General features: G+C 43.6%; 10 protein-coding genes. 9 read left to right on the forward strand and 1 reads right to left on the reverse strand.

Going from position 1 to position 12,684, the window contains the following annotated elements; translation table 11 throughout:
* Nucleotides 1-44: 44 nt before the first annotated feature.
* The 6 genes from NK987_RS16170 to NK987_RS16195 all read left to right on the forward strand — a co-directional run bounded on the left by NK987_RS16170 (nucleotide 45) and on the right by NK987_RS16195 (nucleotide 7,808).
* Complete coding sequence (locus NK987_RS16170) at nucleotides 45-626, forward strand: HupE/UreJ family protein (RefSeq protein ID WP_259264694.1); 582 nt, start codon at nucleotides 45-47, stop codon at nucleotides 624-626.
* A 126-nt stretch (nucleotides 627-752) separates the two neighbouring features.
* Nucleotides 753-3,092: a M1 family metallopeptidase gene (locus NK987_RS16175; protein WP_259264695.1), complete on the forward strand. Its 2,340-nt coding sequence runs from the start codon at nucleotides 753-755 to the stop codon at nucleotides 3,090-3,092.
* A 629-nt stretch (nucleotides 3,093-3,721) separates the two neighbouring features.
* On the forward strand, nucleotides 3,722-4,423 hold the full coding sequence (locus tag NK987_RS16180; protein WP_259264696.1) for a hypothetical protein: 702 nt from the start codon (nucleotides 3,722-3,724) through the stop codon (nucleotides 4,421-4,423).
* A 287-nt stretch (nucleotides 4,424-4,710) separates the two neighbouring features.
* Nucleotides 4,711-5,745, forward strand: coding sequence for a ferrochelatase (gene hemH, locus NK987_RS16185; RefSeq protein WP_259264697.1), 1,035 nt, complete (start codon nucleotides 4,711-4,713; stop codon nucleotides 5,743-5,745).
* A 105-nt stretch (nucleotides 5,746-5,850) separates the two neighbouring features.
* Nucleotides 5,851-7,032 carry a CynX/NimT family MFS transporter gene (locus NK987_RS16190; RefSeq protein WP_258422112.1) on the forward strand — a complete coding sequence of 394 codons (1,182 nt, stop codon included), beginning with the start codon at nucleotides 5,851-5,853 and terminating at the stop codon, nucleotides 7,030-7,032.
* A gap of 173 nt (nucleotides 7,033-7,205) precedes the next feature.
* Entirely contained in the window at nucleotides 7,206-7,808 is a 603-nt protein-coding gene (locus tag NK987_RS16195) for a DUF2179 domain-containing protein (protein WP_258422111.1), read from the forward strand.
* Nucleotides 7,809-7,988: 180 nt separating this feature from the next.
* Here NK987_RS16195 and NK987_RS16200 read toward each other — a convergent pair whose 3' ends face one another.
* The gene (locus NK987_RS16200) at nucleotides 7,989-8,417 is read right to left on the reverse strand and encodes an META domain-containing protein (protein ID WP_259264698.1); all 429 of its coding nucleotides are present in this window, start codon (nucleotides 8,415-8,417) and stop codon (nucleotides 7,989-7,991) included.
* Nucleotides 8,418-8,496: 79 nt separating this feature from the next.
* Here NK987_RS16200 and NK987_RS16205 point away from each other — a divergent pair, with 79 nt between their 5' ends.
* From NK987_RS16205 to NK987_RS16215, 3 genes are all read left to right on the forward strand, one after another.
* A complete protein-coding gene (locus NK987_RS16205; RefSeq protein WP_259264699.1) occupies nucleotides 8,497-8,838 on the forward strand; it encodes a cupin domain-containing protein in 342 nt (113 codons plus the stop codon).
* Nucleotides 8,839-9,244: 406 nt separating this feature from the next.
* Nucleotides 9,245-11,698, forward strand: a complete 2,454-nt coding sequence (gene thrA, locus NK987_RS16210; protein WP_259264700.1) for a bifunctional aspartate kinase/homoserine dehydrogenase I — start codon at nucleotides 9,245-9,247, stop codon at nucleotides 11,696-11,698.
* A complete protein-coding gene (locus NK987_RS16215; protein ID WP_259264701.1) occupies nucleotides 11,698-12,627 on the forward strand; it encodes a homoserine kinase in 930 nt (309 codons plus the stop codon). Before thrA ends, NK987_RS16215 begins: the two co-directional genes overlap by 1 nt.
* The last annotated feature ends 57 nt before the right edge of the window (nucleotides 12,628-12,684 follow it).

Consider the following 12,684-nt stretch of genomic DNA (forward strand, 5'->3'; position numbering starts at 1 on the left):
AATAGTCTTGTGCGCCTTTTGGCCACAAAAATCAAAAAACGCAAATGGGACAGTTTCAGCTGTATTTTCAATTAGGAATTCAACATATATTAGACATAAAAGGATTTGACCATATTCTCTTCGTGGTGGCGCTCTGTGCGATCTACGTGACTAGGGATTGGAAAAAAATCCTGATTTTGGTTACCTCATTTACCATCGGACATTCAATTACTTTGGCTTTGGCGACTTTAAAATTGGTAAAAGTCAATTCCGATTGGATCGAATTTCTGATTCCGGTTACCATTGCGGTGACAGCCGTGAGCAATATTTTCAGCCCAAAACCGAGTTCAGGTCGAGGCATTCAGATCAATTATGTCTTCGCGCTTTTCTTCGGACTGATTCACGGACTTGGTTTTTCCAATTACCTCAGGTCACTGTTGGGGAAAGAAGCATCGATTTTCCAACCGCTGTTAGCGTTTAACCTAGGTCTAGAAGTCGGTCAATTGGTTATTGTGACCATCACCGTGGTAGTGGCAGGATTGCTTGTTGGTATTGTCGGCGTAAACAGAAAAGATTGGGCATTGGTTATCTCTTCCATAGTTTTGGGGATGGCGATCATGATGATGATTGACACCAAGTTTTGGTAACCAAAATAAAATTTGCCTTTGGTAAAAATTTAAATTGAGCATTCACAAAAAAAGTATTAATTGAGTTTTGGATAGTAAAAGCCCATTTATTACAAGTTCAACCCGCTTTAGAATAATTACCATAATATGAAAAGAATCTTATCAGCAGCAATTATTGCTTTTAGCTTAATGCTCTCGCTGCCTGCTTTGGCACAATGGTCAGAGCAAAACCATGCAGAGCGATTTGAGCAACTCGGGCCCATGCTTCGCAGCCCAAATGTGTACCGCACTGCATCAGGTGCTCCCGGACACCAATATTGGCAACAAAAAGCCGATCACGAAATCCAAGTGGAACTGAATGACGAAAACCAATCCATCAAAGGTTGGCAGAAAGTCACGTACTACAACAATTCCCCTGACCCTCTGAAATACCTTTGGATCCAACTCGACCAAAACGAAAGGGCGAAAGATTCCAACACTCCGAAAATTGCCCAAAGCAATATCAATGACAGGATGAACCTCCGTCAATTAGAAGGGATTCTTTGGCATGACCTGGATTTGGGTTATAAAATCCTATCTGTGAAAGACCTTTCAGGAAAAGACATTCCGATCACCATCGTCAAGACAATGATGCGTGTTGATTTGCCACAGCCCTTGATGCCCGGTCAGAAGACAGAATTTACCATGGATTGGACATTTAATATCCATGACAGGATGAGCTTCATCGGCGGACGTCCGGGATATGAGTATTTTGAAAAAGACGGAAACTACCTCTACACCATGGCGGAATGGTTTCCAAGAATGGCTGTTTACTCAGATTTCCAGGGATGGCAACATAAGCAATTCGTCGGAAGAGGGGAATTTGCTTTGACATTCGGAGATTACAAAGTGAAGATCACCGTTCCTGCTGACCACATGGTAGGTTCTACAGGGGTTTTGCAAAATGCGGACAAAGTACTCAGCGCAACAGAACTCGACCGTTGGAAGGCTGCACAGAAGACTTTTGATACCCCTGTGGTCATCCGTACCCAAGCAGAAGCCGAAAAATTAGAAAAGACCAAAGCCAAGGACAAAAAGACCTGGGAATTCCATGCTGAGAACGTGAGGGATTTTGCTTGGACTTCTTCACGCAAATTCATTTGGGATGCCATGGCTGTGAAGCAAGGCGGCAATGAAGTAATGGCCATGTCTTACTATGCCAAAGAAGCCAATCCGCTTTGGGGACAGTATTCCACCAAAGTAGTTGCCCATACTTTGAAGTCTTATTCTTCCAGAACTTTCGATTATCCATACCCTGTGGCAATCTCCGTGGAGGCGACCAACGGTATGGAATACCCAATGATCTGTTTCAATTATGGACGTCCCGATGCGGACGGCACCTATTCCGATGCAGTCAAATACGGCATGATTTCCGTGATCATCCACGAAGTGGGACACAATTACTTCCCGATGATCGTCAACTCAGACGAAAGACAATGGTCTTGGATGGATGAGGGTTTGAATACTTTCATGCAGTTCCTAGCCGAACAGGAGTGGGACAGAGACTATCCATCAAGAAGAGGTCCTGCCCACAAAATTGCTCCTTACATGGCAAGCGAGAAAAGCACCCTCGAGCCGATCATGACCAACTCAGAAAACATCATCCAATTTGGACCAAATGCGTACGCAAAACCTGCGACGGCATTGAACATTCTGAGAGAAACCATTATGGGCCGCGAGCTTTTTGACTTTGCTTATCAGGAGTATGCGACACGTTGGATGTTCAAGCACCCGACTCCGGATGATTTCTTCAGGACAATGGAAGATGCCTCAGGAGTGGATTTGGATTGGTTTTGGAGAGGTTGGTTCTATGGCACTGAGCCGGTTGACATTTCCTTGGAAACAGTAAACTGGTACAAACTCGACAATAGAACTCCTGCTGAGAAAAAAGCAGACCAAAAGAAGGAATTTGACAGAGAGGAAACTTACATCAGCAAAGAATACAACCAAAAAGACATTCCCCAAACTGTGGTGGAAGCTGATCCAAGTGCCAAAGACTTTTACAATTCATACAATCCTTTTTCTGTAACTCCTGAAGATGAAAAGGCTTACAAAGATTTTATGGCAAGCCTCAATCCAAAGGAAAAAGAGCTGATCAACTCTGGGATGAATTTCTACGAAATGAAATTCAAGAATGTGGGTGGATTGGTGATGCCTTTGATCATCCAATTCAATTATGCAGACGGAACTTCTGAAGTGGAAAGAATCCCTGCAGAAATCTGGAGACTGAATGAATCAGATGTAAGCAAGGTTTTTGCCAAGAAAAAAGAGGTGAAAAGCATCGTCCTCGATCCATACCGCGAGACTGCTGACATCGACGAATCCAACAATGCCTGGCCAAGACAATACACCCCAAGCAGGTTTGAGATGTTCAAAGGAGGAGGAAGAGTGAGAGGCGCTTCTGCCGGAGATAATCCTATGAAGAAAGCGGCTGCAGCGAAGAAGTGATCAGCGGGCAGTATTCAGTAGGCAGTCTCAGTACGCATTTTTCGGGATTAATTAACGTCATCCTGAAGGCGGCACAACCTGTCCCGTTCTTCGGGAACCGAAGGATCTCAAAAGTAAGTACTCAGTTGACAAAAAAAGAAAAATGAAAGGGAAGCAGGTATTCAATCTGCTTCCTTTTTTGTTGGTTGATAATCCCGCTATGGGCGTAAAGTGGCGATGGCGCTGGGTGTATATTGCATCTACACCTTTTTATTTAGTAGAATTTGCAATTCATTTTACCAAGAATTAACTTTCGTTTGGGTGTTTGGTTGAATAACCCAATTACAAATTGTAAAAGATTAAAGGCTGAGATTTAAAATTACACTAGGTCCACCATTAGACGTTTGACTAGACCCAGAGGGGGAATAATTTCACCCGTATGGCCAGATGGATACACCCTGTACTAGCATCAGACGTTTGACTTCGACCAAAGAAGGATTCATGGACCTTGAAATTTGTCTTTGAATATTCGACCTTAGAAAACCTAATTCATTATGCACATAGTTCTTGAAATCACCTTACAGTCTGAAAACTCAAATTTTTATTCAACTCTAAAAAAAGAGGGTCTCCTTATTTCCAGGTTATATACCATGTTGCTGAGAAATGCCGGTATCAAGGGTGTCAATAGGATAAATATTGAATTCTCACCTAAATTCGAAAAAGTGCGTATTGACCCATTAATGTACTCAGTTTTATCAGTTTATTGGCCTTTCCATCCAGAAAAGGATTTGGATGGTACCAACGAATTAAAAAGGTGGCATTCAATAACAAGGGAATTGTCGAAAGTCTTGCAGGAGATATTTCAAAAAAACGGTTGGGAAACCAAGGAGATCAGAGGCGCAGAAAATGCTTTGTTATCTTCTGGGTTCGACCAACGTTTCGAACTGATTAAAGGAAAAAGTTCTCCAAACCGAAAGCAAATAGCGCGAGTAACCTTAAATCCACGACTGAATTCAAATGATATTTTTGCCGAAATATTTAAGGGAAATGAATCGATTAAGGAAGTTTTGCTTTTTAAGCTTGATACAACTGAATTTGATTACTCAATATTGTCAAAAAAAATCGAATGGATAAATGACACATTGGTATCTATCATCGGATTAAACGGGGAGGTAGTTTTCAAAATCAATGTTGAGGATTTCAGTGTTGAAAGAGATATTAGCCCGAAAGGGAATTCGGTAGAGTACATCAAGGAAGAGTTGTTGATTCTAGACTCAAATACACCGAAAACAATTGTGTTAAACATTCTAAAAAAGCGTCTTCCTGAGTCATTACATAAGTTTATTGCATAAGAATGGAGTTAGCCTAATTGGGCGAAGATTGGCGTTGACTCTAGGCGTTTGTAATTAAGCCTTCATTTAAAATGAATTTTAATTCAATTTACCGAGAATTATCTTTCAAATGGAAGATTCTAATTTGAACCCAATTGCAAGTAGGTAAGAATAAAAGGGTGTAATTTCAAATTACACCCAGTACTAGTGCCATATCCCATCCACTCTTTATCCAAATCCATTGGCATTTTCCAACCAAAAGCCTGTAATTTGGTTCTCTTTAAAATTATAAAGAATTCGAAACAGAAATGAGTAAAAATAAAGCAAAAATCGGTGTGCTATTGGTCAACCTCGGAACTCCCGACAGTACAGCCACCGGCGATGTCAGAAAATATTTAAGGGAATTTTTGATGGATGGAAGGGTTATCGATTTTCCATTTATCCCAAGATGGGCATTGGTCAACCTCATCATCGCACCTTTCCGTGCCCCAAAATCCGCACATGAATACCGCAAACTTTTTACCGAAAGGGGTTCACCGCTGATGTACCATACCGTAGACCTGACGGAGAAACTCATCAAAGTCCTCGATCCTGAAAAATACCATGTGGAATTTGCCATGCGATATCAGACGCCAAGCATCGAACAAGGCCTGGAAAAGCTGAACAAAGCCAATGTCAAAAAGATCATCGTACTCCCGCTTTTCCCCCAATACGCTTCCGCTACAAACGGTTCGGTGGTAGACAAGGTCATGGAAATCGCCCGTACCTGGCAGATCATCCCAAACATCACTTTTATCAATAACTTCGTCGATCACCCGCTTTTTGTCGAAGCTTGGACCGAATTGGGAAAAGAAATGATGGAAAAGGAAGAATACGACACGTACCTTTTTTCTTACCATGGACTTCCGGAGCGACAGATCCGAAAAGGTTCTGTGGACGGATACTGCCAACTCAGTGACAAATGCTGTGGCAACTACACCAAGAAAAACCAGTTCTGCTACCGCGGTCAGTGCTTCCATACGACAAGGCTGATCGCTGCCAAATTGGGTTTGCCGGAGGATAAAGTAGTGACCTGCTTCCAGTCCCGACTTGGCAAAGACCCTTGGATCAAACCCTATACCGAAGACCTGATCAAGGAATTATCTGCAAAAGGAGTAAAAAAAGTACTCGTTTTCTCACCGGCTTTTGTGGCCGATTGTCTGGAAACTACCGTGGAGGTAGGAGAAGAATACAAGGAGCAATTTGAAGAACTCGGAGGTGAAAAATGGGACCTAGTGCCCAGCTTAAACTCCCGGGACACTTGGGTAGCCTGTGTCAAGGATTTAGTGGAGGAAAATTCGTGAAAGATTGCAAAATTTTGAGATTCCTTCTATCACATTGTCTCGGCTCTCGGTTCTCGTATCTTGTCTTTATTGAAAAAAAGGAACCACCAATAATATCTGCCTTAGTTGACTCCCAAACCCCAACCCTTCTACAAAAAACCTTGGTTCCTGATCTTGGGGATTTTGTTGGTTTCCTTTAATCTGAGGCCTTCGATCACCGCCGTCGGACCATTGATTCCAATGATCCGGGAGGATTTGGGCCTTTCCAATGGTTGGGCAGGATTTCTCACCACCTTGCCGCTGCTTACTTTTGCGACTTTTTCTCTTTTTTCGGCAGCCATAGGAAAGCAACTCGGCAATTCAAAAGCCATCCTTTATGCCTTGGTCCTGATCCTTTTAGGAACAGTCATAAGGGTTCAGGGCGGACCGGAATTGCTTTTTATCGGAACAGGCCTGACCGGAATCGGGATTGTCATCTGCAATGTGTTGTTGATTCCCTTGATCAAGCACCTTTTGCCAACCCAGATCGGGCTGATTACTGCATCCTATACCACAGGTATGAGTTTATTTGCTGCCGTGGCATCCGGAATTTCTGCCCCGATGGCCATTGACTTGGGTTGGGGATGGAGAGGATCGCTGTTGACTTGGGCGGGATTATTGGTATTGGGGATTTTGATTTGGTGGCCTCAGGTCAAGCTTCATCCCAAAAACAAAAAGACTGCAGATACCCATGCAAAGGTAAATGTCTGGAAATCGAGCTTGGCATGGAACATCTGCCTATTTATGGGCGTGCAGTCTTTGCTGTATTTCACCATCATTGCCTGGCTTCCTGACATGCTGGTTTCGAGGGGGTTTTCAGCAGTTGAGGCTGGATTGATTCTTTCTATCATGCAGATGATCGGACTGATCGGATCATTTTTGGCTCCGATGATTGCGGTTCGGTTCAAGGACCAAGTCGGCATCGTCGTGGTGATAGGTTGCATGTATCTGATCGGTTTTTCCTCACTTTTCAGTCAAACACATTGGGTGAATTATGCCGGACTTGCCTTGGCGGGATTGGGATTGGGTTCAAGTGTCTCCCTTGCCTATACCCTGATCGGATTGCGAACCCACCATCAAAAAACCACCGCCTCACTTTCAGGAATGGTCCAATCCACCGGCTATTACCTTGCAGCTTTGGGGCCGCTAGTTTTTGGGATTACTTTCGATATTTTTCACGATTGGGATTTTTTGATTTACCTGATGCTTACCTGTTCGGTTCTGTTTATCTATTTTGGATCAAAATCTGGAGTTGCCAAAGTCATCTGATTTCGAAAAAGTGAATTGTCAAAATCTCCTTTAAAGTTTAATGGCTTGGTGTTCAGTTTAGCCTATTGTCGTCCGTGGTCTGTGGACAGTGGACAAAAATCAAAGAATATTCTTTGGTTTCCAACGTTTCCAACTTGTGAAGCTGTTACCTTTGTAAATAAAAATAAACTGCGATGCAAGAGTACTTTACTTCAATGGGAATTCCACCTGAAGTATTCAATTACCTGATTATGCCTTTCCTGATATTCTGCGCTAGGGTGATGGATGTGTCTATCAATACGCTCAGGATCATGTTTGTCATGAACGGCAAAAAGAAAATCGCGCCAATTTTGGGTTTTTTCGAGTCCTTGATCTGGCTTTTGGCTATTGGGCAGATTTTTCAGAATGTCAACAATCCCATGTCCTATGTGGCTTACGCAGGAGGCTTTGCGATGGGAACATTCGTTGGGATGACCATCGAAGAAAAACTCGCTTTGGGAAGAGTTTTGGTTCGTGTGATTACTCCTGAACCAATGCCGGCTTTGATAGAATATATGAAAGAAAAGAATTTCAGGTTTACCTCTGTGGGCGCTGAAGGTCGATATGGTAAAGTCAATTTGCTGTTTACCGTTATGAAGCGGGATGACCTCACAGGTTTTATCGGAAAAGTAAAGTCAATCAATGACAAAGCATTCTACACCATCGAAAGCGTCAAAAGAATCAGTGAAGACGACCTCAATGTGATGGAAGACCGACCAAGGTTTACTACGAAAGTGTGGAGTAGGGTGAGGAAGTAGAGGTTGAAAATGTTAGAAGGTTAAAAAGTTGGAAGGTTATAAGATTATCGAAGACGAAATAAAATCCATCTCCGATTTTTTTGTTATTCCCTTTCTTGCTCTGAAAACATCAAATTCTACTTTAACTTCCACTTCGGTCCAATATCCACCAATATCAAATATCCATAAATATCTTTTTCTTTAAGGTTTCGCCTGCGGAATAAAACTCATCAGTTCTTTGGCTGCCCCGTCGAGTAAGGTTAGTTTGTTTTTGTTGACTTTGAAGTTGGCCACTTGGGACAGGGCGGAGGTGAAATCTTTTTCTCCATCTCCCTCACAGGCTTTTCTGGTCATGGCACCCGGGTCCAATTTCAGGGAAGTTCCTTCAAGGTTGAATTTGCCGTTGAAATTATTGCATCCGGCAAACCCTGCTAATTTTCCACCTTCCTGAAAATTGAGAAATGGTAAGCCTCCGGCAAACTTTGCAGGATCCAAAGCTTTTCCCAACATGGAGTTCAGCACCCAATTATTTCCTGTCAAAAGGCTCAACGGATTCAAGTTTCCAACGGAGCTGCAGGAAGATAAACCCAAGAAAATCGTCAAAATAAGGATACCTGATAATTTTTTCATAAGATTACATTTGAAGAGTTGACCTAATTTAGTGAGGGAATCCCAAAAAAATCAAATTTCAATCCTTTATTTTAACCTGATGACAAGTACGCCATTTCAAATTGAAAACGAACTACCTTGGGAGGAGGCTGACCAGGGAATCCAAAGGAAAATGTATGGATATGATGAGCAGGTCATGATGGTCAAAGTAAAATTTGAAGCAGGCGCGGTCGGTAAGCTACACAGCCATCCCCATAGTCAGGTGACGTATGTGAAAAGCGGCATTTATGATATGACCATCGGAGGGGAAACCAAAAGGATCAAAACCGGGGATGGATATTATGTCAAGCCAAACGTCCTGCATGGAGTGGTATGCATCGAACCGGGAGTGTTGATCGATGTGTTCAGTCCCTTTCGAGAAGATTTTTTGGGGACTGAATAAAAATAGCGGTTAACTGTAGACCTAGCTATTTTCCTTTCCCAAATATTATACTGGCTATATGGTTAAATTTATATTAAGATTTTTTCAAATTGACTGATAAAATGGTAATAAAAGTCTCAATTCTTTAAAATAACAACAAAACATTTTTGCATTTCGGGAAATTGTCCTTAAGATTGCCGCATCAAAAAAAGCATTCTATGTTTTTCACAGCAAATGAACTCATCAATTTGAACCTCTCCCTTGCAGGAGACAGCTGTGTTTTGGGTGGATGTACCTCCATGTTTTTTACCACCACCACCATTACGGGTTAATTCCCGTTTTCAAATCCATATAGACCCCTTATCTTTAGGTCCATTTTGGACCTCAACAGCATTGTATATACGCCAAAATCAAAAAATTCATTTTTATGAAAATCTTAAAATTCGGAGGATCGTCAGTAGCCAATCAGGAAAATATCCGGAAGGTGTTTCAGATCATTAAGAAACAGGCCAAAAAGGATGAAATTGCAGTTGTTTTTTCTGCATTGGGAGGCGTCACGGAAGTTTTGCTTCGAAGTGCGGTCAAGGCCCGCGAAGGTGACAAATCCTACACCGATGAGATCAAGGTTTTGGAAGACAGGCATTATGATTTGGTCAGACAACTGATACCGATTCAGCAGCAATCCACCGTCCTGACTTATGTCAAAGTCCGCTTCAATGAATTGGAGGACCTTTTCCACGGGATTTACCTGATCAAAGAATGTTCTCCCAAGACTTTGGATTATGTGGGAAGTTTTGGCGAAAGGCTGTCGGCTTTTGTTTTGGCAGAAGCCTTGAAAGTCGAAGGTTTGGATACCCACTACCTCGATGCGCGGGAAGTCATCCGTACCAATAACCGCTTTGGGAATGCCAAGGTGGATTTTCCGGTCACCAATGACCTGATCCAGGATTACTTCCATTCCCATCCGGGGATGAAAATCATCACTGGCTTTGTAGCCTCTACCGAAAAAGGCGAAACCACCACGCTAGGCAGAAGCGGCTCGGACTATACAGCTGCGATTTTTGCATCAGCCTTGACCGCGGACCTGCTGGAAATCTGGACAGATGTGTCCGGCGTGATGACTTCGGATCCAAGACTTGTGTATTCAGCTTTTACCATTCCTCAGTTGACATACAACGAAGCCATGGAGCTTTCCCACTTTGGGGCAAAAGTAATTTTCCCTGCGACCATGCAACCAGCGATGCGCAAGGGAATTCCGATTTATATCAAAAACACCTTTGAACCCGAGCACTCTGGAACCCTGATCAACAGTGACGCGCCAACCGGAAAGCTGATCAAAGGGATTTCTTCTCTGGCAGGAATATCCTTGTTGAATATTCAAGGCGCAGGGTTGATTGAAGTTGTCGGGGTTAGCTATAGGGTTTTTGGGGCTTTGGCAGATGCCGGAGTCAATGTCATCCTTATCAGTCAGGCCTCTTCGGAGCACAGTATCTGTGTGGCCATCCGTACCAATGAAGTGCACCTAGCCAAAGAAGCGATAGAAAAGGAATTTATCAATGAAATCAGGAACGGGGAAATGGATCCTGTGATCGTGGTTTCGGAGATGGCCGTAGTCGCAGCGGTGGGGGAAAATATGAAACACAATCCCGGTGCGAGTGGCAGGATGTTTATGGCTTTGGGCAGAAACAACGTCAACGTATACGCCATTGCGCAGGGAAGCTCTGAATTGAATATCTCTGCTGTCGTCTCCCAAGCCGATCTTCAAAAAGCCCTCAATGCACTCCATGAGGCATTTTTCCTTTCGGAAAACAAAGTATTGCACGTCTTTTTAATAGGCGTCGGATTGATCGGAAAGGCTTTGATCAGGATGATTTCCCTCCAGAGAAAGAAACTTCAGAAAGAAAACGATTTGGATGTGCAGATCCACGGCATTGCCAATTCAAGGTTTATGGCTTTCCATGAGGATGGATTTGATTTGGCAAATTGCCCCGCACCTGAAGATTCCAAAGGTGCACAGCCGATGGATTTGCAGAAATTTATCACACAGATGGAAGACATGAACTTCTCAAACACGGTATTTGTGGACTGCACAGCAAGTCAGGAAGTCGCGGATACCTACGAGCAGGTTTTGGAAGCCAAAGTAGCGATCGTCACTCCGAACAAAAAAGCCAACTCAGGTTCATTGGAAAATTACAAGTCCCTGAAAAAACTCGCCTACAAGCGGGGAGTGAAGTTTCTCTATGAAACCAATGTGGCTGCCGGCCTCCCGGTCATCAACACCCTTCAGGATTTGATGCTGAGCGGAGACAAGGTGTTGCGGATTGAAGCAGTTTTGAGCGGATCGATGAATTATATTTTCAGTGAACTGGAAAAAGGAGCGCCATTTTCGGAAGTGGTCAAAGTTGCCAAGGAAAAAGGCTATACCGAACCGGATCCAAGGGATGATTTGAGTGGCATGGATGTGGGTAGAAAAATCCTGATTTTGGGAAGGGAAGCCGAGCAGGACTTACACTTTGAAGATATTACTATTCAAAGTATGGTACCGGAAGATTGCAGGGAAACAGCCTCAATAGAGGAGTTTTTTGTCAAACTTCAAGCGCACGATGGTGAGTTTGCCCAAATGTTGGAGACAGCCAAATCCAAAGGCGAGAAACTCAGGTTCATGGCTGTTTTGGAAAACGGCAAAGCAAAAGTGGGTTTGAACTCCCTTGACAGTTCGCATCCTTTTTATACTTTGAAAGGATCTGATAACATGATCTTATTTACCACCGAGCGCTATCATGACTTCCCGATGATCATTAGAGGTCCCGGTGCAGGAGCAGATGTGACCGCAGCAGGAGTTTTTGCAGATGTGATACGCTTGGGTAATTTCTCCAGATAATGGGACAATTCGTTACAGCTTTCGCCCCGGCAACTGTCGCCAATGTGTCCTGCGGATTTGATATCCTGGGATTTGCCATCGATAGATTGGGCGACAAGGTGACGGTGTCTTTCAATCAGGATGGGATATTGAGAGTGACAGGAATCGAAGGAGACGGGGGAAAACTTCCTTTGGAAGCAGAGAAGAATACCTGTTCTGTAGCCATTCAAGCCATGCTCAACAAGCTTGGTTCGAATCAGGGGATTGATATTTTCCTTGAAAAAGGATTGCCGCTCGGTTCAGGAATGGGTTCCTCGGCTGCAAGTGCTGCAGCGGCATTGGAAGCTGCGAATGTGCTTTTGGGCAATCCATTTACCAAAGAAGAGTTGGTTCCTTTCGCTATGGAATCAGAGCGGATCGCCTGCGGTTCAGCCCATGCGGACAATGTTGCTCCATCTATCTTGGGCGGTTTTGTGTTGATCAGGGATTATGATCCTTTGGATATTGTGAAGCTACCGGTTCCCGAAGGCATTTTCTGTACCTTGGTACATCCCCATATTGAATTGAAAACATCCGATTCGAGAAGTGTACTGCGTAAGCAGATTTCCCTCAAAGAGTCCGTGATGCAATCCGGAAATATTGCCGGGTTTATAGCGGCATTGTATAAGTCCGACTTGGCTTTGCTCAGCAGGTCATTGAAAGATGTCATCGCCGAGCCTTCCCGCGCATTGCTGATTCCTGGATTTTATGAATTGCGGGACGCAATCAAGTCCATCGGGTCTTTGGGTTCAGGAATCTCAGGTTCAGGACCGACCATATTTGTCCTTTCTCCAAATGGAGACATTGCACACGAAGCCGGTGAAAAAGCCAAAGAAGTTTTCCAAAAAATCGGCCTTGGCGTCGACGTGTATGTGTCGGAAGTGAATAAACGCGGAGCGTTTGTGGTGTAGGAGATGTGAGATGTGAGACTTGAGATTTGAGAAAAGAAGCGAGAAACGAGAGCTGAT

The organism is Aquiflexum gelatinilyticum, from assembly GCF_024813435.1.
GTDB lineage: Bacteria > Bacteroidota > Bacteroidia > Cytophagales > Cyclobacteriaceae > Cognataquiflexum > Cognataquiflexum gelatinilyticum.

Bases quoted from the DNA above. Each gene is read 5' to 3' on its own strand.
- NK987_RS16170 (WP_259264694.1), top strand. From the start codon at position 45: ATGGGACAGTTTCAGCTGTATTTTCAATTAGGAATTCAACATATATTA.
- NK987_RS16175 (WP_259264695.1), top strand. From the start codon at position 753: ATGAAAAGAATCTTATCAGCAGCAATTATTGCTTTTAGCTTAATGCTC.
- NK987_RS16180 (WP_259264696.1), top strand. From the start codon at position 3,722: ATGTTGCTGAGAAATGCCGGTATCAAGGGTGTCAATAGGATAAATATT.
- hemH (WP_259264697.1), top strand. From the start codon at position 4,711: ATGAGTAAAAATAAAGCAAAAATCGGTGTGCTATTGGTCAACCTCGGA.
- NK987_RS16195 (WP_258422111.1), top strand. From the start codon at position 7,206: ATGCAAGAGTACTTTACTTCAATGGGAATTCCACCTGAAGTATTCAAT.
- NK987_RS16200 (WP_259264698.1), bottom strand. From the start codon at position 8,417: ATGAAAAAATTATCAGGTATCCTTATTTTGACGATTTTCTTGGGTTTA.
- NK987_RS16205 (WP_259264699.1), top strand. From the start codon at position 8,497: ATGACAAGTACGCCATTTCAAATTGAAAACGAACTACCTTGGGAGGAG.
- thrA (WP_259264700.1), top strand. From the start codon at position 9,245: ATGAAAATCTTAAAATTCGGAGGATCGTCAGTAGCCAATCAGGAAAAT.
- NK987_RS16215 (WP_259264701.1), top strand. From the start codon at position 11,698: ATGGGACAATTCGTTACAGCTTTCGCCCCGGCAACTGTCGCCAATGTG.